Raw genomic sequence first — 18,234 nt, 5'->3', positions numbered from 1 at the left:
TTGTGCGGTAAGCAAGTTGACGACGCGTCAGTCCACGGCCGCCGCGACCGGCGACCGGTAGCGGGGGTTCAGTCGCGGTAGGCGGCGACCGCGATCCGCACGAACGAGCGGACCAGCGGATCGGTGTCGTCCTCGTGCCACGCCACCACCACCGGGCTGGGCGGCATGTCCACCAGCGGCACCACGGTCAGTCCCGCGGGCGGCACATGGTCCAGGAGCGTCACACCGACCGTGCCGTTCCACAGGACGGCCTGCTGGCACTCCTGGACGGTGCGCACCACCGGACCGAGGCGCGGCTCACCACCGCTCCAGTACGTCTGCCAGGCGGGGTCGGTGCCCTCCGGGAACAGGAACCAGCGGCGGTCGGCCAGCTCCGCGAGCCGCAGGCTGCCCCGGCGGGCCAGCGGATCGTCGGCGCGCAGCAGCGCGCCCACCGGATCGGCGCGCAGTTCGCGCACGGTCAGGCCGGTTGCGTCGAACGGGCCCCGGGTCAGGGCGACATCGACCAGCCCCGCCGTCAGCCCGCAGGCCGGGTCGGTCAGATCGGTGTCGCGGACCCGGACCTCCACCTGCGGATGCCGCCGCCGGTAGGCACCGGCCAGCCGGTTGGCGCCCGGATCGGAACTGTCGCCGAGGATCCCGACGGTGAGGACGGCGGTCCCGGCCGCCGCGGCCACCCGCACCCGCACCCGGTCGGCCTGGTCGAGCAGGGCGCGTGCCTCGTCGAGCAGCACCGCGCCGACCCCGGTGAGCGTCACACCGGCGGGCGAGCGGTCGAACAGCGCGGCGCCCAGCTCCGCCTCCAGCCGCTTGACCGCCCGGCTCAGCGGGGGCTGGCTCATGTGCAGCCGGGCGGCGGCCCGCCCGAAGTGCAGCTCCTCGGCCACCGCCACGAAATACCGCAGGGTCCGCAGCTCCATGCTGCAACGATACCCGTACGGTATCGGTGCTGCGGAACAGGTCTTGGACAGTGCGGACGGTCCGGCCGTGGAATCGGAACATGACACATGAACCGCACTCCGGCGAGTCCGCCGCCCCCTCGCAGCACCAGCGGGCGGACACCGCCCCGGCCGTGTCGGTGGTCGGCCCGGACGAGGGCGAGACGATCCGGCTGGGCACCACTCGCATGCGCGTCCTGGAGGACGGCAGCACCACCGGGCACCGCCTCGGCCTCGCCGAATCCGTCCTCGCCCCGCACACCCCCGGTCCGCCGCAGCACCGCCACGCCCAGCACGACGAGGGCTTCTACATCGTCTCCGGCACGGTGCGCTTCACCGTCGGGCACGAGGTCCACGACGCCACCGCGGGCACCCTCGTGATGGTCCCGCCCGGCGCCCCGCACACCTTCGCCAACATCACCGGCGAACCGGCCGTCATGGTCAGCACCTTCACACCGGACCTCTACGTGCAGTACTTCCGGGACCTGCGGGACCTGTACGCCGGGGACGGGACGCCCGACCCGGGGGAGACCGTCCGCGCGATGCGCCGCTACGCCACGGAGCCCGCCACCGACCTCGCCCCGCGTCCCGGAGAGCGCCCCTCATGACCATCGCCTACGGCGTCGTCGCCGGTCTGCTCGCCCTGTTCTACCTCTACTCGGGCGCGCTGAAGGCGGTCCGCAGCCGTGCACGGCTCCAGCCGATGATGGCCTGGGTCGACACCACGCCGATGCCCGCCGTCAGGGCCCTCGGCGCGGTCGAGGTGCTCGGCGCGCTCGGACTGGTCCTGCCGCCGCTCACCGGCATCGCCCCCGGTCTCGCCCTGGCCGCCGCCCTCGGGTTCGTCGTCCTCCAGACCGGCGCGACCGGGGTCCACCTGCGCCGCGGGGACCGCGCCATCGGCCTCAACGTCACCCTGCTGCTCAGCGCGGCGCTGACCGTCTGGCTCGCCACGGTCTGGGTGTGACACGACCGGCTGTACGCGTCCGCCGGGCGCACGCGTCCGCCGGGCGCACGCGTCCGCCGGATCGTACGGGTCCGTCGGGCCGCGCGGGTCCGTCGGGCCGCGCGGGTCCGTCGTACGGCGACCCGTCATACGACGGTCCGCCGTACGGCGATGACTCCGGCGCGGCCCGGCGGTCGTTGTACGGGAGAGGAACACCGAGAAGGAACGGAAAGGAACACCGCCATGCCCGTACAGCGGCCCACGACCGACTTCGACGCCCGCTACAGCTCCGCGCTGCGTCCCCGCCCGGGTGCCGCCGAGGCCACCGCCACCCCGTGGCCCGAGGCCGAGCGGCGGCTGCGGACGGCCGAGATCTTCTGGGTCTCCACGGTGCGCCCCGACGGCCGGCCGCACGTCACCCCCGTGATCGCGGCCTGGCACGACGGGACGCTGTACTTCTCCACCGGCCCCGGGGAGCAGAAAGCCAGGAACCTCGCCCGGGACACGCACTGCGCGCTGACCACCGGGGCGAACGCGCTCACCGAGGGGCTCGACCTCGTGGTCGAGGGGCGTGCCGAACAGGTCACCGATCCGGCCCTCCTGGAGGAGGTGATCGCGGCCTACGAGGCGAAGTACGGGCCGCACATCACCTCGCCCGAGGGCACCTTCCACGGCATCGGGGACGCCTTCCGCGACGGCGGCGCGGTGGTCTTCGCGGTGGCCCCGGCCACGGCGTACGGCTTCGGCCGCGACCAGGGTGTCTACACGCACACCCGGTGGACCTTCCCGGCGGCTGAGGCGGCCGGGAAGGAGTCCTGAAGCCGCCGGGACGCCCACGGCGGGCCGCCGCCTGTGGCAGTCCTGAGACATTCCCGGCCCGGGGGAGAGGGCAGGCATGGTGTCGACCATGGTTCCGGCGGAGGACACCCGGCGGGGCCATCAAGCAAGGCAAGGAGTGTTCAGCATGCGTTCCCACACGAAGTACGCGATCGCCGTCGCCGCCGCCGCGCTCACGGGGGTGGCCTGTACGGGCGCCGCGCAGGCGTCCCCCACGGCGCACCGCACCGCCTCCGCGGTGACCCGCGCCGCCGCCCCCTCGGCCTGCCGTCCGGCCGACCATCTCGCCCGGATCACCCAGGACCGGGCCAGCTCCGGGCACAGCCACTACCGCGTGACGTTGACCGCGCCGCGCGGGTACGAGCCGTGCACGCTGGCCGGCTTGCCCACCGACGTGCGGTTCTCCCGGCACGGCGGACAGGTCGCCGTCGCCGCCGGCCACTACGGGGACCAGAGGACACCGGTGACCTTCGGGCCGGGCCACCCGGTGCACTTCGACATCCAGGTGCCCGGCCAGGGCCGCGGGGCCGCCGCCGACGAGGTGGCGTTCACGCTGCGCGCCCCGGACGGGGAGATCCCCGGCACATCCGTCGGCGAAGGCACCCTCACGGTGACCCCCGGCACCCTCGTCGGGCCGGTCCGGAGCGGCGCCTGACCCGCCCGCCCGGTGCGTCCCGGCGCGGTGCTCGGGCACCGCCGGGGACGGGACGCGCCGGGCACTTGCGCGGCTCACCCCTGAAACGGGCCGCCCACGGTGTCGTCCGCCGGGGTCCGGGCGGGCGGCGCGGTCGTCCTCGGCGCCTCTTCGGTCAGGGCCTCGATCAGATGCGGGACGAGGCGGTGGGAGAGGCCCCGGACGTCGCCGTCCCGGGTGCTCTGGATCAGCTGGAGCGCGGTCAGGCCCTCGGACAGCGCGACGATCAGCCGGGTCAGGTCCTCGGCGGGCACGGACGGCCGGCGGCCGGTCGCGCCCAGCGCGCGCAGGACCAGGCGCGACAGGCCCTCGGTGAGCCGTTCCTCGTGCGCGGCCAGCGCCCGCGCGGTCTGCGGGGAGCGCGCCGCGTGCAGCGTGAACTCCATCGAGACCACGAACCAGCGCCGCTCCTCGGGCCGCTCCCCGATGCGGTCCAGGAACTGCGCCACGGGATCGGCCTCCGGGTCCAGCCCCGCCGCCGTCTCCTCCAGCCGGGCCAGCAGCCGGTCGGTGTGCGCGTCGTACAGGGCGAGGAACAGCTCCTCCTTGTCCCGGTAGTTGGAGTAGAAGGCGCCGCGGGTCAGTCCGGCCCGCTCCACGATGTCGCTCACCGAGGTGGCGTGGAAGCCCTTCTCGGTGAACAGGGCCAGCGCGCTCTCCAGCAGGCTGGCGACGGTGCGGGGACGTCGCTTCGTGGGTGACTTGGGCAAGACGGGACCTTTCGTACGGCGGTGGCGCGACGGCCTCTGCGGGACCAGTGTCCAACGGCGCGCCCGGTGGGTCAGCCGCCGGTGCCGTAGTCGTCGTAGAAGCCCTGCCCGCTCTTCACCCCGAGGTGCCCGGCGTCGACGTACCGGTGGAGCAGTTCGCGCGGGCCCGCGGGCAGCTCCGGGCGCTCGGCGGCGTAGTGGTTCTCGATGTCCAGGACCACGTCGAGGCCGACCTTGTCCATCATGCGGAAGGGACCGGCCTTCGAGCCGGTGTTGATCTGCCACATGCGGTCGATTTCCTGCGGGGTCGAGACGCCCTCGGCGACCACGGCCAGCGCCTCGCGCTTGATGGCCGCCCAGATGCGGTTGAAGATGAAGCCGGTGCTCTCGCGGCGGGCCTCGAAGGGGTGGATCCCGTACCCGGGCAGCACCCGCAGCAGCAGGTCGAGGACCGCGCGGTCGGTGCTGCCGCCGGACATCAGATCGACGGCCGGCTGCTCGGGCGGCATGTAGAAGTGCAGGTTCACCACGCGCTCGGGCCGGCGCACCCGGTCGGTGAACTGCCGCGCCGGGTACGACGAGGAGTTGCTGGCGAGGATCGCGTCCGGGTCGGCGAGCCGGTCCAGCTCCCCGAAGACCTGCTTCTTCAGCTCCAGCTTCTCCGGCACCGCCTCGACCACCAGCCAGCTGCCCGCCAGCGCCGCGGCCTCGTCCTCGCTCGCGACGGCCGTCCCGGGCGCCCCGCCGGGCACCTTCGCGGCGACCTCGCCGAGGTGCTCCTCGACATAGGTGCGGGCGGCCCGCGCGGCGCCGGGGGACGGGTCGTAGATCCGCACCTCGCCGCCGCGGTCGGCGAACATCAGCGCGATACGGCGGCCCAGGGTGCCGGCGCCGATCACGGTCACGGGCCGGTCGTCGACCGAGTCGGGGACGGTGAAGGTCATGGTCGTCTCTCTTCCGCTTTCCGCTCTCCACGGGGGCCGGGCGCGGACGAGCGCGCGGGCTCCGGACGCGGGTGGCCACACTAAGGGATACACCCTGTATCGGATACATAGTGCATCCGATACAGGGTGTATGGCAACCGGACCGGCAACCGGACCGGCCCTCACTCCGCGGCGGCCGGCGGGGTGAAGAAGTTGACCAGGTTGCCGTCCGGGTCGCGGAGCAGCAGCGAGCGGTTGCCCCAGGGCATGGTGGTCGGCTCGGTGACGAAGTCGGTGTCCGTACCGGCCAGGTCCCGGTGGACGCGGTCCACGTCGTCGACCCGGAACTCGAGGATCACGCTGTGGTTGTCGGCCGGGCGGGCGGAGCCCGGCGCGAAGAGCGGCACGGTGCGGGTGCCCGCGACGGCCAGGGTCGCGGTGGGGGTGCGCAGCTCGGCGAAGTCCTCGGTGGCCCAGGCCGCGGCCACCCCGGTGGCCCGCTCGTAGAAGGCGACGAGGCGTGCGACGTCGGCGGTGATGATGCGGATCGAGACGAAGTCCATGGCGTTCTCCTGTGCTTCTGCGGCATGCCCGATGGGGCGGTTGCGGCTCGTGCGGCCGCTGCGTCTTCGAAGGTAGAACAGATAGTGGACAGAACCGGTCCACTATTGCGGCTAGCCTCCACGGCATGACCCGACCCACCGGACGCGTGCTCACCCTCCTGGAACTGCTGGAGTCGGGCGGCACCCGGACCCTCGCGGAACTCGCCGGCCGGCTCGGCGTCGACCCGCGCACCGTGCGGCGGTACATCGGCCACCTGCACGACCTCGACATCCCCGTCGAAGCGGTGCGGGGCCGCTACGGCGGCTACCGGCTGGCCCCCGGCCACCGGCTGCCGCCGCTCATGCTCGGCGACGACGAGGCGCTCGCCGTCCTGCTCGGCCTGGTCGCCGCGCGCCGGACCGGTCTGACGGCGGCGACGGCCACCGCGAGCGAGACGGCGGCGGCCAAGATCCGGCGCGTGCTGCCCCGCCGTCTGGCGCACCGGCTCGACGCGGTGCTGGACTCGCTCACCTTCACCGGGCCGCCCGGCCCCGGCCCGTCCGCCGCCCCCGACGCCGGTGTCCTGCTCACCGTGGCCGACGCGGTACGCCACCGCCGCCCCCTCTCGATCAGGTACACCGACCGCCGCGGCAGGCACAGCGAGCGCACCCTGCACGCGGACGGGCTCGTGGTGCACTCGGGCCGCTGGTACGTCACCGGAACCGACCCCGGCATCGGGGAGGAGCGCACCTTCCGCCTCGACGGCATCACCGGCGCGCGCACCCTCCCCGGGACGTTCGAGGCGCCCGCCGCCGGGCCCGAACCGGCGGAGCGGGTCCTCACCGGCTTCGCCACCGCCGCCTACCGGCACGAGGTGGTGCTGCACATCCACGGGACGGTCGCCCGGATCCGCACCCGGCTGCCCGCCTCCGTCGCGACCGTGGAGGAGGTGCCGGACGGGGCCCGGGAACCGGCGTCGCGGGAAGCGGCGGCGGCGGACGCCGGGGGCGAGTACGGGGCCGGGGGCGGGGCCGGAGGAGAGGGCGCGGACCTTGTTCCCGAACGCTGGTACCGCGTCACCCTGCGCGTGGAACGGCTCGACTGGCTGCCCCCGGTCCTCGCCTCGCTCGACCTGCCCTTCGCCGTCGGGCGCCCCGGCGAACTCCGCGACCTCGTCGCCGCGTTCGCGGACCGCCTCGCCGAGAGCGCCCGCCGGACGCTCCCCGGACCGCCCTGACGCACGCGCCGTACGGACCTGTCGTGCGCGCCGCCCTGGCCATCCGTCGGATCCCCGCTTCCCCGTTTCCCCGCGTCGCCGCGTCCCGAGGCGCGGGACGGCCATGTCCGCCTGGCGGACGCCCTCTTGCCGGGGCCGGGCCGGGCGCCCAGGATGATTCCCTACTTATCCGATAGGAAAAATGGAGAATGGTGGGGTCGCCGTGAGCACACCCGTTGCGCGTCCGTCCGGGGTACGACGATGAGCGGGGCCGCGGAGGCCGACGACGTCCATGGCACCGACGACGCCGCCGGGGCGACCGGGATCTGGAAGCGGGTCGCCCAGGACCTCGCCGACGATCTCGCGGTGGACGCGATCGACCGCGACCGGGCCGGCAAGCCGCCCTACGACGAGGTGGCCCGGCTGCGCGACTCCGGCCTCACCGCCGCCCTCGTACCGCCGGGCGCGCGGGGCGCGGGCACCGGGTGGCGGGACGCCTGCGACATCGTCCGCCGGATCGCGGTCGCCGACGGCTCGATGGGCGAACTCCTCGGCCGCCACTACGTCCTGTCCTGGACCGCCCGCTTCCTCGCCGAGCCGGGCCACGCGGCCGAACTGGAGTCCCGTGCCGTGCGCGAGCAGTGGCTGCTGGCGGGCGGCACCGGACCGGACGGCACGGACGGGGCCCGGCACCTCGGCGACCCGGGCGCCGGCCTGACCCTGTCCCGGGCCGGCGGCGGCTACCGCCTCAACGGCCGGCGGACCCTGCCCACCGCCGTGGACACGGCCGACCGGCTCGTCCTGGACGCGGTCCGCGTCTCCGGCGGCGACGCCCTCGTCGTCCTGGTGGACCCGCGCCACCCCGGGGCCGGCCGCACTCCTGTGACCGACCGGCTGGGCCAGCGGCTCACCGGCGCGGGCACGGTGGTCTTCGAGGACGTGCCGGTCGGCCCGTCCGACGTCATCGGCGCCGCCGCCCACGACGAGGACGCGATGGCCCCCTCGGCCACCCTCGCCCCGCTCGCCCTGCGGCTCATGCTCGCCCAGGTCGTCCTGGGCGTGGCCGAGGGCGCGCTCGCCGAGGCGCGCGACCTGGCCCGTGCCGCCTCCCACGCCCGGCCCGTGACCGAACCGGCGCTCTGTCCCGACCTGCCCCCGGGCGCGGACGCCGACATGCTGCTGGCCTTCGGGGAACTGGCGCTGGCCGTGCACAGCGCCTCGGCGGTCGTCGACCGTGCCACGACCGCCATGGCGCGGAGCCTGGCCGCCGGACCGGAGCTGGACACGGAGCGGCGCGCGGACGCCGCCGCCCTCGTCGCCGCCGCCGAGGCCGTCACGGCGCGGTCGGCCCTGCGCGCCGGGGAAGGGGTCCTGGAACTGGCGGGCGCCGAGGGGCTCGACCGGTTCTGGCGCAACATCCGGGTGCTCACCGGACGCGGTCCCGCCGCCCCCGTCCTGCGCTCCCTCGGCGACCACTTCCTGCACGGCGCGCGCGCCTCGTCGGCCCCCTGGAGCTGAACCCCGGGACCGCCGGGCCCGGCCACCGCCCGCCCCGGCCGGCCCCCGGCCGAGGCCCCGCCGACGGCCCGTCAGGCGGCCCGTCAGGAAGGGTCCGGCATCCGGGCACCTGTTGACGGGCGGCGCGATCTCTTGCTCAATGGAGGGCATGACGGCCCGGCGGCAGCGCTTGACCACGCGCGACCACATCGACTTCGGTCGGGTGTGGTCCGCGGCGTGTCGCGCCTGACCCGGCAAGGGCCCGCCCGACCGGCCCGCCCCGCTGCCTCCGGGTGACCCCACGCGGACCGAGCGGTTTTCGCGCGCGTCCGCGGCCCCGGCGCTTCCTCCGCGCACCTCTCCGTACCCGACGCCCGGATCCGTACCCGACGTCCGGTTCCGCCCCCGACGCCCGAAGCCGTCGCATCGTCCCCTCGTCGCGTCCCCGCCGCGCTGGACCGGCGGCGCGGCGAGCCGACGCCGCCGCGCCCGCGCGCCCCACCGCCCACCGACCTTCTCCCCAGCAGGCCCATCGGACGAAAGGCCACTCGCATGCCCGTGGAATTCCTCGGCATCGCCGCCACCAACGACGGCTCCGAGACCACCCCGCGCTCCGGCGCCGCCTTCGACAAGGACTACACGCTCCGCCTCGCCCGAGCGCACGAGGAGTACGGCTGGGACCGGGTGCTGTTCGCCTACGGCTCCGGTTCCCCGGACCCCGCGCCGGCCGCCGCGTACGTGGCGAGCCGCACCGAGCGGCTGGGGATCCTGCTCGCCCACCGGCCCAACGTCTCCTACCCCACCTTCGCCGCGAAGACCTTCGCCACCCTGGACCAGATCAGCGACGGCCGGCTGACCGTCCACTTCATCACCGGCGGCAGCGACCACGAACAGCGCCGCGAGGGCGACACCCTGACCAAGGACGAGCGCTACGCCCGCACCCGCGAGTACATCGGCATCGTCAAGAAGATCTGGACCACCCGCGAACCCTTCGACCACGAGGGCGAGCACTACCGCTTCCACGACTTCGTCAGCGACGTCTTCCCCGTCCAGCAGCCGCGCCCCGGCGTCTCGTTCGGGGGCTCGTCGCCCGCCGCGTACGCCGCGGGCGGCGCCGAGGCCGACATCTACTGCCTGTGGGGCGAGCCGCTGGCCCGGACCGCCGAGCAGATCGAGTCCGTGCGCGCCGCCGCGCGGGCGGCGGGCCGCACCGGCCTCCCGCGCATCCAGGTCGCCTTCCGCCCGATCATCGCCCCGACCGAGGAACTGGCGTGGGAGAAGGCCCACCGCACGGTCGGCGCCATCCGGGAGCGGCGGGCCGCCGGTGCCGTACGGCACCACCGGGGCGACGCGCCGCAGAACACGGGCTCCCAGCGGCTGCTCGACATCGCCGCGCAGGGCGAGCGCTACGACCGCGCGCTGTGGACCCCCACCGCCGCCGCGACCGGCGGAGCGGGCAACTCCAACGCCCTGGTCGGCACCCCGGAGACGGTCGCCCGCGCGCTCCTGGACTACTACGACCTCGGCGTCGACATCCTCTCCGCCCGGGGGTACGACCTGCTGGACGACGCGATCGACTTCGGCCGGTACGTGATCCCGCTCGTCCGCGAGGAGGTCGCCAGGCGCGACGCCGAACGCGCGGGCGCGGCCGCCGCCGACGCGGCCGGGCAGGGTTCCCGGGTGCTGGCGCAGGCAGGCGAACGGGCGTGAGAAACACTTGATATGACGGACCGTCAGGTGTGTGCGCCGCCCGCGAGCGCGACCCTGGCGATCTCGACGGCGGTGGCGTCCGCCGCCATGGAGCACAGCACCTGCCCGCCGACATGCTGGAACCGTAGGCGCCGGACGGTCATGCGGTTGCCGCCCTGGCCGACCGTCGTGGTCTCGGCGCGCTCCACCACGCGGATGTCCCGCCAGGGGTGCGCGACGGCGTCGGTCCTGCCGGTGAGGACGAGACCGCCGTCGAAGGCATGCATGCGGGGCAGGCGGCCGTCGCGGTGCCGCTCGTGGCGCAGGGCCGCGAGGGGCAGCGCGACGGCGAGGGCCAGGAAGGCGGCGCCGAGCGCGGTGACCGCCGTGCCGTGGGACCCGGCGGTCAGGCCGATCCCCGGCGCCAGCAGGACGACCGCCGCCCCGAAGCCCGCGCAGCCGGCGTCCCCGCCGCCGAGCGCGCGGGTGGCGCGGTGCGCGCCGAACCCGTGCCGCTCCGCGACCCGGGCCGCCCGGTCGGCCGCGGCGCTCGCCCCGGACCGCCCGGTCGGCGCGCCCGAACCGGCCCCTGCCTTCTTGTGTGCCACCGACCCACCGCCTTCCCCCGGGGCCGTGCCCGGCCCCGCACGCGGGACGCCCCGCTGCTGCGAGCATGCCCAACTACGGGACGGTGCGCACGATGTCGGCGGGATAGGCGCCCCTTCCGGGCCGGTGCCGTCAGCGCCGCCGCAGCACCCGCAGCGGCGCGTAGACGAGCAGCGCGGCCACGAACGCCACCGGGTAGGCGAGGTCGGCGCCGTGCAGCGCCTCGGCGGCCGGGCCCAGGTAGAGGCCGGTGTTCATGAAGGGCACGGCGGCGGCGAAGGCGGCGGCGAACGCCGTCAGCGCGGGCCACCACGGCTGCGGGCGGGCCGTCTCCTCGGCCAGATCGACCGGGCGGCCGCCGCGGGCCCGTGCGCGGGCGGCCCAGTCGACGATGACGACGGCGCAGAACCCGGGGATCCAGTACCCGACGAAGAGCAGGACGTTCTGGAAGCGGGCGGTGGTGTCGGCCGCGTGCATCCAGAGCACCAGCGGGAAGCCGAGGACCGCGGCGAACGCGGCGGCCACCGGGCGCGGCAGGCGCACACCCGTCGTCTGGAGGGCCAGCGACCCGCTGTAGTCGTTCATGGCGTTGCTGCACAGGGCCGCCAGGGCGACCGCGAGCAGCCCGAACGCGCCGAGCGCGCCGCCGCCGAGGACCCGGTCCACGCCCCGGGCGGTCTGGTCGGTGAACTGGGCGGCACCCCACAGGCCGAGCGCCTGCACCGCGACGAACGACAGGCCGACGCCGAGCAGGGTGCACCAGAACATGCGCGGACGGGAGGCGGTCCGGGGCAGATAGCGGCTGAAGTCGCTGGCGTAGGGGGCCCAGGACAGGGCGAGGCTCAGCGCGACGGTGCAGGTCAGGACGAACGCCCCGGCGCGGTCGGCGCCGTGCGCGGTGGCGCTCGCGCCGGTGTGGCCGCCGTCGGCGAGCTTGACGGCCACGACGGTGAAGGCCGCGGCGAGCCCGAACGTCATCACCGTCTGGAGGCGGTGGATCGCCTCGTAGCCGAGCACGCCCAGCGCGCCCTGTCCCGCCATCATCACCAGCACCCCGGCCCAGAACGGCCAGCCGCAGAGCTGGGCCAGCGCGTCCCCGCCGAACAGGCCGATCAGGGCGTCCCAGGCGATGGAGGACAGCCATTGCAGGGCGCCCGGCACCGTGACGGCCCGGCCGAAGGCGAGGCGGGCCAGCGGCAGCTGCGCCGCACCGGTCCGGCTGCCCCAGGTGCCCAGGTAGGCGGTCGGCACCGCGCCCAGCAGGGTGCCGAGGACGACGGCGGCCAGCGCGGTCGGGAAGTCCAGGCCGAGCGTGCTGCCGACGGTGCCGGTGAACACGCCGGTCATGGTCAGATTGGGGGCGAACCAGACGGTGAACAGCCGCGCGGGGCTGCCGTAGCGGGCGTCCTCGGGGACCGGGGCGATGCCCCGCGCCTCCACGCGCAGATCGCCCGGGGCCGTCGGCATCCGCCCGTCGAAGACGTGCCGGGGATCTCCGGGGGCCGCTTCACCGCGGGCATACGGCACTGACATGTGACATCCCTCCGCCAGTCCTAACTGGTTCAGGTTCGACGGGTGTGATCTCAGCCCCCGTGCGGGGGCACCCCGTGTCCAGGTACGCCGGTCAGAATAGCCCCGCCCCCCCCGGCGGCGTCGGGGAGGGCGGGGGAGGGCCGGGGCGGGTCAGCGGCTCGCGCCGGGCTCCGGGTCCAGGGCGAGGACGGCGAAGGTGGCCAGCCAGTGGTCGGTGGTGAAGTCGCCGCGCTCCACGGCCGGCAGGCCCGCCGCGAGATGGGCGTCGGCGGCCCCGGAGAGGCGGGTGCGGACCGGTCCGTCCGGCAGCGCCGCCGCCAGGGAGCGCAGCGCGGCGGCCCGGCTGAGGGCGAGGCCGAGCAGATGGCCGATCTGCGGATCGGCGTGGTCGGAGACCACGGGCACGTCCAGCGGCGCGCAGGGCGCCCCGGAGCCCAGGGCGGGCAGGAACCGGTCGAGCCAGGACGCGAACCGCTCCGGCTCCAGCACCCGGCGTACGGCGTCGGCCTCGGTCAGGGCGGGGGACAGGAAGTCCTGGCCGGAGGGCTCCCAGTGCGCGGGCGCGTCGTGGTCGTCGGCGAACCAGGCCAGCAGGCGGTCCCGTACGGCACGGTCGGTCGCGGGGGACAGCTCGCCCGAGTCGAGGGCGAGGCCGAGCGCGAAGGCGCTGTTGGGGTGGTTGCCGTGGCGCACGGGATAGGTGGCCTTGGGCAGCCAGTCGGCCAGCAGCCGGTCGACGGCGGCGACGCCCGGTGCCAGCGCCTCGGTCCAGCGGGCGCCCGCCTCGCCGCCGTGGGCGCGGCACTCGGCGGCGAGCGCGAGGAGCCAGGCCCAGCCGTAGGGCCGCTCGAAGGAGGGCCGGTCGAGCAGGTAGGCGGCCTCGGCGGTGATGCGCTCGGTGGTGAGGTGCCGGTCGAGCACGGCGGTGAACGGCGCGGTGCCGGGCAGCGCGGGGGTGCCGCCGTGGCGGCGCAGCAGCCGTACCAGCAGCCAGTGCATGTGGACGGCGGAGTGCCAGTCGTAGGCGCCGTAGAAGGCCGGGTGGAGGGTGCTCGGCCGGGTGTCCTCGTCCGGGGAGGCCACCAGGTGGGCGGGGAAGTTGGGGTACTCGCGGGTGATGTTGGCCAGGGCGAGCCGGGCGAAGGGCGCCGCGTGGGAGGCGAGGGGCATCAGTGGGTGGCCCCCTCGGTGACGCGCAGGTCCTGTCCGGCGGGTGTGCTCGCGGCGGCGGCCAGCAGGGCGCGCAGCCCGCGGGCCACGGTGGCGGGCTCCAGGGCGGGCGCGGAGCCGTCGGTGACCTGCTCCGGCGCCCAGGGCACGTGCATGAAGCCGCCGCGCACCCCGGGGAACTCGGTGGCGAGCAGATGGCCGAGGCCGTAGGCGACGTGGTTGCAGACGAAGGTGCCCGCGGTGTTCGAGACGGCGGCCGGGACACCGGCCGCGCGCAGGGCGGCCACGCACGCCTTCACCGGGAGGGTGGAGAAGTAGGCGGCGGGGCCGCCGGGGATCACGGGTTCGTCGACGGGCTGGGCGCCGGCGTTGTCGGGGATGCGGGCGTCGTCGATGTTCACGGCGACGCGTTCGACGGTGACGGCGGGCCGGCCGCCCGCCTGGCCCAGGCACACGACGAGGTCGGGGGCGCTCGCCCGCACGGCGTCCCGCAGCGCGTCGAGGGCCGCGCCGAAGACGCAGGGCAGTTCGGCGGCGGTGACGGTGAGGCCGGCGGGCGGTTCGGCGGCCAGCAGCGAGGCGGCCTGCCAGGACGGGTTCACCTGTTCGCCGCCGAACGGGGCGAAGCCGGTGACGAGCACACGGGTCATGGGGCTTCCTCCAGGAGGTACGAGGGCCAGGGGGCGGGACGGCGGGCGGGGCGGTCCGGCGGGCTCAGAAGGCGAAGACCGCCATGATCACGATGCAGCAGCCCAGCAGCGGGATCGCCGTCGGTATCTGCGCCTTGATCGGCCCGTACTGGTCCTTCAGTTCGAGCAGGGTGGCCGGGACGATGTTGAAGTTGGCGGCCATCGGGGTGCACAGCGTGCCGGCGAAGCCCGCCAGCATGCCGATCGCGAGGACGGCGGCCTCGTTGCCGTGCATCTGCTGGATGAGGACGGGCCAGCCGATCGCCGCGGTCATCACCGGGAAGGCGGCGAACGCGTTGCCCATGATCACCGTGAACAGGAACATGCCCAGGCAGTACGCCAGCACGGCGAGGTACTTCGAGTTGTCCGGCAGCACATCGTCCACGATCTTGCCGACCTGGGTGCCGACCCCGGCCAGCGCGAAGATCGACCCGAGCACGGCGAGCAGCTGCGGCAGCAGCAGCGCGGAGCCCATCGCCTCCAGCATCGAGCGCCCGGAGTGCAGCGGGACGGAGATCTTCCGCTCGCCGGTGACCAGCATGCCGACGACGAGGGCGACCACGCAGCCCACGCCGAGGCCGATCAGGGTGGCCTTGCCCGTCTCGAACAGGCCGGAGTCGTCGAGCACCGAGGCGCAGATGATCGCGACGACCGGGATCGTCAGGGCCGGAACGAAGATCTTGCTGCCCAGCCGGGCGGCCGAGGCCTCGCGCTGCTCGGCGGTGGTGGTGACCGGGACGCCCTTGCCGAGGAAGTTGAATCCGGCGAGCACGATCAGGACGAGGACCGCCACGCCGAGCGGTTCGGCGGGCAGCGTCCAGCCGCCGTTGTGCGCCTCGCCGTTGGCGACACCGGTGCCGTAGGGGAAGGTGAGCCCGAGCAGGCCCCAGAACGCGGCGGAGGTCCACCGCTTCGGGTTGCTGCGGTCGGCCGCCATCTGCACGGCCATCACGACGAAGACGAGCCCCACCAGCCAGTAGAGCCATTCGACCTTGATCACTTGGCGGTTCCCTTCGGGAGCGGCAGCTCGTGCTCGGCGGCGGCCAGCGCCATGTCGCGTTCCAGTTGCCGGTCCAGGAGCAGCAGCCGGGCTCCGTGGATGAGGAAGGCGCACACGGCGAGCGGGATCGCCCACAGGGCCAGCTGGGTCGGTTCCAGTTCCTGGTGGTACGTCGAGTTCACGAATCCGGTGATCAGGAGGATCGAGCCGATCGCGATGAAGCAGTCCTCGCCGAAGAAGACACCCACGGTGTCGGCCGAGGCGGCGTAGGAGCGGACCTTCTCGCGCATCCGCTCGGGCAGCGCCGCGCCCGTGGTGCGCTCGGCCGCGGCCTCGGCCATGGGGGCGACGAGCGGCCGTACGGTCTGCGCGGGACCGCCGATGCTGTTGAGGCCGAAGGCCGCGGTGACCTGCCGGACCAGCAGGTACACGGTGAGGAACCGGCCGGCGCTGAGGCTGCCGAGGCGGCCGATGAGATTGCGGGCCTGTTCGCGCAGGCCGTAGCGCTCCAGGAGGCCGATCACCGGGAGCACGATGGCGAAGACGGTGACCGAGCGGCTGTCGGCGAAGGACCGGCCGAAGGCCGCGAGGACCTCCTGCGGGTTCATCTTGCCGAGCAGGCCGGTGACGATCCCGGCGACGCCCACGACCAGGACGGGGTTGCGGCGGGTGACGAATCCGAGGATCACCACGACCACACCGAGGAGAACGATCATGCGCGGCCTTCTTCGGGCGTTGGGGACGGGGGCGCCCCGCGGGGGACGCGGATCCGGGACCGGATCCATGGGGAAGATGCACGGACCTTAGGCGATCGTTGAACGATCGAACAAGGGGTGAATTCACACTGCTGCCATCGGGCCGACATGTTCCCCCTTCGCCGGATCGTCCGCCACCCCCTTGTCGGATCGTTCAACAATCGTCTACGTTCAGGGTGTGATCGACCTCAACGCGGACCTCGGTGAAGGCTTCGGCCGCTGGACCCTCACCGACGACGACGCCCTCCTGTCCGTCGTCACCAGCGCCAACGTCGCCTGCGGATTCCACGCCGGCGACCCCGCCGTGATGCGCCGCGTCTGCGACCTCGCCGCCGAGCGCGGCGTACGCATCGGCGCCCAGGTGTCCTACCGCGACCTGGCCGGGTTCGGCCGGCGCGCCATGGACGTGCCCGGCGACGAGCTCACGGCCGAGATCGCCTACCAGATCGGGGCCCTCAGGGTCTTCGCTCAGGCCGCGGGCGCCGAGGTGGCCTACGTCAAACCGCACGGCGCCCTCTACAACCGTACGGTCCACGACGCCGAACAGGCCGCCGCGGTGATCGCCGGAGTGCGCCTGGCCGGCGGAGAGCTGCCCGTGCTCGGCCTGCCCGGCTCCCAGCTGCTCGCCGCCGCCGGGCGGGCCGGCCTCACCGCCGTGCCGGAGGCGTTCGCCGACCGCGCCTACACGCCCGAGGGCACCCTCGTGCCGCGCCGCGAGCCGGACTCCGTGGTCACCGACGAGGACACCGTGGTGCGGCGCGCCCTCGCCTTCGCGGTGGACGGCGCGGTCCGCGCGGTGGACGGCAGCACCGTCACGGTCGCCGCCCGCTCGCTGTGCGTGCACGGCGACACGCCCGGCGCCGCCCGGATCGCGGCCCGGGTCCGTACGGCCCTGGAGACCGCCGGCGTCCCGGTCGGTGCCTTCGCATGAGCCCGGACCGGTCCCCGACCCCGCGCCCGGCGGGCCGGCACGCCCTGCTCGTCGACCTGCCCGACGCCGAGCGGACCGCCGCCTTCCACGCCGAACTGCTGCGGCGGCGCGCGGCCGGCACCCTGCCGCCCGTCGAGGAGATCGTGCCCGGCGAGCGGACCGTGCTGCTGGACGGCGTACCGGACCCGGACGCCCTCGCCCGCGCCCTCACCGGCTGGGACGTGCCCGACCGGGCCGCCGACACCGGCGACGTGGTCGAGATCCCGGTGCGCTACGACGGCCCCGACCTCGCCGACGTGGCCGCCCTGTGGGGGATCGGCGCCCACGAGGTCGCCGCCCGGCACTCCTCGTACACCTACCGCGTAGCCTTCTGCGGCTTCGCGCCCGGATTCGGCTACCTCACCGGGCTGCCCGAGCCCCTGCACGTACCGCGCCGCGCCACCCCGCGCACCCGGGTCCCGGCCGGCGCGCTGGGCCTCGCCGGCCCCTACAGCGCCGTGTACCCGCGCGCCACCCCCGGCGGCTGGCAGCTCATCGGCACCATGCCGGACCCCGCCGCGCTCTGGGACCTGACCCGGGAGCGGCCCGCGCTCCTCACCCCCGGCACCCGGGTCCGGTTCGTCACCGAGGACACCGCCGCATGAGCACCACCACCGTCACCGTCGTCCGCCCCGGCGCCCTCACCACCGTGCAGGACACCGGCAGGCGCGGCCACGCGCACCTGGGCGTACCGCGCTCCGGCGCCCTGGACGCCCCCGCGGCCCGGCTCGCCAACCGGCTGCTGGGCAACGACCCCGGCGCCGCCGTCCTGGAGACCACCGTCACCGGCTGCGCCCTGCGCCCCGACCGTCCCGTCACCGCGGTCGTCGGCGGCGCGCCCTGCCCGGTGACCGTCGACGGCCGGCCCGCCGCCTGGGGCGCCCCGGTGCACGTGCCCGCGGGCGCGGTCCTCGACGCGGGTCCCGTCGCCGCGGGCGTGCGCGCCTACGTCGCCCTCGCCGGGGGCATCGCCGTCGAACCCGTCCTCGGCAGCCGCTCCACCGACCTGCTCTCCGGCCTCGGCCCGGCCCCGCTGCGCGCGGGCGACGTCCTCCCGCTGGGCGACGTCCTCCCGCCGGGCACGGCCGCCCGCCCCGCCGCGCTGCCCGGCGCCGCCCCCTGGCCCGCGCCGCCCGCCGAACTGGTCCTGCCGCTGCGGCTCGGCCCCCGCGCCGACTGGTTCACCCCCGCGGCGCTGCGCACCCTCTTCTCGGCGGCCTACCGCGTCTCCCCGCACAGCAACCGCGTCGGCCTGCGCACCGAGGGCCCGCCGCTGGAGAGGGCCGTGCCCGGCGAACTGCCCAGCGAGGGCATGGTCCTCGGCGCGCTCCAGGTCCCGCCGGACGGACGCCCCGTGGTGTTCCTGCACGACCACCCCACCACCGGCGGCTACCCGGTGATCGGCGTCGTCGCCGCGCCCGGCCTGGCCGCCGCCGCCCAGGCGGCGGTCGGCACACCGGTCCGCTTCACGCCCGGCTGAGCCACCCGCCGCCCGGCCGGCCCGGTTGGACCGCCCGC

At 75.2% G+C, this 18,234-nt stretch carries 20 protein-coding genes and 1 riboswitch; of the genes, 10 read left to right on the top strand and 10 right to left on the bottom strand.

The annotated features are described in order from the left end of the window. Nucleotides 1–68 precede the first annotated feature (68 nt). Complete coding sequence (locus R4Z62_RS01495; RefSeq protein WP_491518904.1) at nt 69–920, bottom strand: LysR family transcriptional regulator; 852 nt, start codon at nt 918–920, stop codon at nt 69–71. Nucleotides 921–1,000: 80 nt separating this feature from the next. On the opposite strand from R4Z62_RS01495, the gene R4Z62_RS01490 reads away from it, so the two are divergent. The 4 genes from R4Z62_RS01490 (at nt 1,001) to R4Z62_RS01475 (ending at nt 3,376) form a co-directional block, all read left to right on the top strand. Further along, nucleotides 1,001–1,546, top strand: a complete 546-nt coding sequence (locus R4Z62_RS01490) for a cupin domain-containing protein (RefSeq protein WP_389595317.1) — start codon at nt 1,001–1,003, stop codon at nt 1,544–1,546. Then, nucleotides 1,543–1,905, top strand: a complete 363-nt coding sequence (locus tag R4Z62_RS01485; RefSeq protein WP_064531038.1) for a DoxX family protein — start codon at nt 1,543–1,545, stop codon at nt 1,903–1,905. Before R4Z62_RS01490 ends, R4Z62_RS01485 begins: the two co-directional genes overlap by 4 nt. Nucleotides 1,906–2,127: 222 nt before the next feature. Beyond that, a complete protein-coding gene (locus R4Z62_RS01480; RefSeq protein WP_491518903.1) occupies nt 2,128–2,703 on the top strand; it encodes a pyridoxamine 5'-phosphate oxidase family protein in 576 nt (191 codons plus the stop codon). 145 nt (nt 2,704–2,848) lie between these two features. Then, nucleotides 2,849–3,376: a DUF4232 domain-containing protein gene (locus R4Z62_RS01475; RefSeq protein WP_491518902.1), complete on the top strand. Its 528-nt coding sequence runs from the start codon at nt 2,849–2,851 to the stop codon at nt 3,374–3,376. A 74-nt stretch (nt 3,377–3,450) separates the two neighbouring features. Here the strand turns inward: R4Z62_RS01475 and R4Z62_RS01470 are convergent, their stop codons facing one another. The 3 genes from R4Z62_RS01470 to R4Z62_RS01460 all read right to left on the bottom strand — a co-directional run bounded on the left by R4Z62_RS01470 (nt 3,451) and on the right by R4Z62_RS01460 (nt 5,611). Then, on the bottom strand, nt 3,451–4,125 hold the full coding sequence (locus R4Z62_RS01470; protein ID WP_064531035.1) for a TetR/AcrR family transcriptional regulator: 675 nt from the start codon (nt 4,123–4,125) through the stop codon (nt 3,451–3,453). Between the two features lie 71 nt (nt 4,126–4,196). Then, on the bottom strand, nt 4,197–5,069 hold the full coding sequence (locus R4Z62_RS01465; RefSeq protein WP_491518901.1) for a 3-hydroxyacyl-CoA dehydrogenase family protein: 873 nt from the start codon (nt 5,067–5,069) through the stop codon (nt 4,197–4,199). Between the two features lie 161 nt (nt 5,070–5,230). Beyond that, nucleotides 5,231–5,611, bottom strand: coding sequence for a VOC family protein (locus R4Z62_RS01460; RefSeq protein ID WP_491518900.1), 381 nt, complete (start codon nt 5,609–5,611; stop codon nt 5,231–5,233). Between the two features lie 125 nt (nt 5,612–5,736). On the opposite strand from R4Z62_RS01460, the gene R4Z62_RS01455 reads away from it, so the two are divergent. The 3 genes from R4Z62_RS01455 to R4Z62_RS01445 all read left to right on the top strand — a co-directional run bounded on the left by R4Z62_RS01455 (nt 5,737) and on the right by R4Z62_RS01445 (nt 10,014). After that, on the top strand, nt 5,737–6,828 hold the full coding sequence (locus R4Z62_RS01455) for a helix-turn-helix transcriptional regulator (protein WP_491518899.1): 1,092 nt from the start codon (nt 5,737–5,739) through the stop codon (nt 6,826–6,828). A gap of 240 nt (nt 6,829–7,068) precedes the next feature. After that, the gene (locus R4Z62_RS01450; RefSeq protein ID WP_491518898.1) at nt 7,069–8,325 is read left to right on the top strand and encodes an acyl-CoA dehydrogenase family protein; all 1,257 of its coding nucleotides are present in this window, start codon (nt 7,069–7,071) and stop codon (nt 8,323–8,325) included. A gap of 531 nt (nt 8,326–8,856) precedes the next feature. After that, entirely contained in the window at nt 8,857–10,014 is a 1,158-nt protein-coding gene (locus tag R4Z62_RS01445) for an LLM class flavin-dependent oxidoreductase (protein WP_491518897.1), read from the top strand. A gap of 23 nt (nt 10,015–10,037) precedes the next feature. Here the strand turns inward: R4Z62_RS01445 and R4Z62_RS01440 are convergent, their stop codons facing one another. The 6 genes from R4Z62_RS01440 to R4Z62_RS01415 all read right to left on the bottom strand — a co-directional run bounded on the left by R4Z62_RS01440 (nt 10,038) and on the right by R4Z62_RS01415 (nt 15,707). Beyond that, a complete protein-coding gene (locus R4Z62_RS01440) occupies nt 10,038–10,601 on the bottom strand; it encodes a hypothetical protein (RefSeq protein ID WP_064531029.1) in 564 nt (187 codons plus the stop codon). A gap of 130 nt (nt 10,602–10,731) precedes the next feature. After that, nucleotides 10,732–12,132 (bottom strand): purine-cytosine permease family protein, encoded by a 1,401-nt coding sequence (locus R4Z62_RS01435; RefSeq protein ID WP_064531028.1) that lies wholly within the window; start codon nt 12,130–12,132, stop codon nt 10,732–10,734. Beyond that, a riboswitch (TPP riboswitch) is annotated at nt 12,122–12,217 on the bottom strand. (Overlaps the previous gene by 11 nt.) 65 nt (nt 12,218–12,282) lie before the next feature. Further along, entirely contained in the window at nt 12,283–13,302 is a 1,020-nt protein-coding gene (locus R4Z62_RS01430; protein ID WP_064531027.1) for a DUF2891 domain-containing protein, read from the bottom strand. Continuing rightward, nucleotides 13,302–13,952 carry a pyroglutamyl-peptidase I gene (gene pcp, locus R4Z62_RS01425; protein ID WP_491518896.1) on the bottom strand — a complete coding sequence of 217 codons (651 nt, stop codon included), beginning with the start codon at nt 13,950–13,952 and terminating at the stop codon, nt 13,302–13,304. The genes R4Z62_RS01430 and pcp overlap by 1 nt, the downstream gene beginning before the upstream one ends. A gap of 64 nt (nt 13,953–14,016) precedes the next feature. After that, complete coding sequence (locus R4Z62_RS01420; RefSeq protein ID WP_037895101.1) at nt 14,017–14,991, bottom strand: DUF979 domain-containing protein; 975 nt, start codon at nt 14,989–14,991, stop codon at nt 14,017–14,019. Continuing rightward, nucleotides 14,988–15,707: a DUF969 domain-containing protein gene (locus R4Z62_RS01415; protein WP_018566608.1), complete on the bottom strand. Its 720-nt coding sequence runs from the start codon at nt 15,705–15,707 to the stop codon at nt 14,988–14,990. The genes R4Z62_RS01420 and R4Z62_RS01415 overlap by 4 nt, the downstream gene beginning before the upstream one ends. A gap of 217 nt (nt 15,708–15,924) precedes the next feature. On the opposite strand from R4Z62_RS01415, the gene R4Z62_RS01410 reads away from it, so the two are divergent. From R4Z62_RS01410 to R4Z62_RS01400, 3 genes are read left to right on the top strand one after another with little or no spacing between them, the layout of a single operon-like run. Then, complete coding sequence (locus R4Z62_RS01410; protein ID WP_385502122.1) at nt 15,925–16,677, top strand: LamB/YcsF family protein; 753 nt, start codon at nt 15,925–15,927, stop codon at nt 16,675–16,677. Next, entirely contained in the window at nt 16,674–17,321 is a 648-nt protein-coding gene (locus R4Z62_RS01405; RefSeq protein ID WP_064531024.1) for a 5-oxoprolinase subunit B family protein, read from the top strand. The genes R4Z62_RS01410 and R4Z62_RS01405 overlap by 4 nt, the downstream gene beginning before the upstream one ends. Next, nucleotides 17,318–18,196: a 5-oxoprolinase subunit C family protein gene (locus R4Z62_RS01400; protein WP_064531023.1), complete on the top strand. Its 879-nt coding sequence runs from the start codon at nt 17,318–17,320 to the stop codon at nt 18,194–18,196. Before R4Z62_RS01405 ends, R4Z62_RS01400 begins: the two co-directional genes overlap by 4 nt. Nucleotides 18,197–18,234 lie beyond the last annotated feature (38 nt).

Source organism: Streptomyces sp. PL-25, assembly GCF_058344915.1.
Note: the sequence above shows the minus strand (reverse complement) of the source record. Positions and strands in the feature narration are given on the sequence as shown.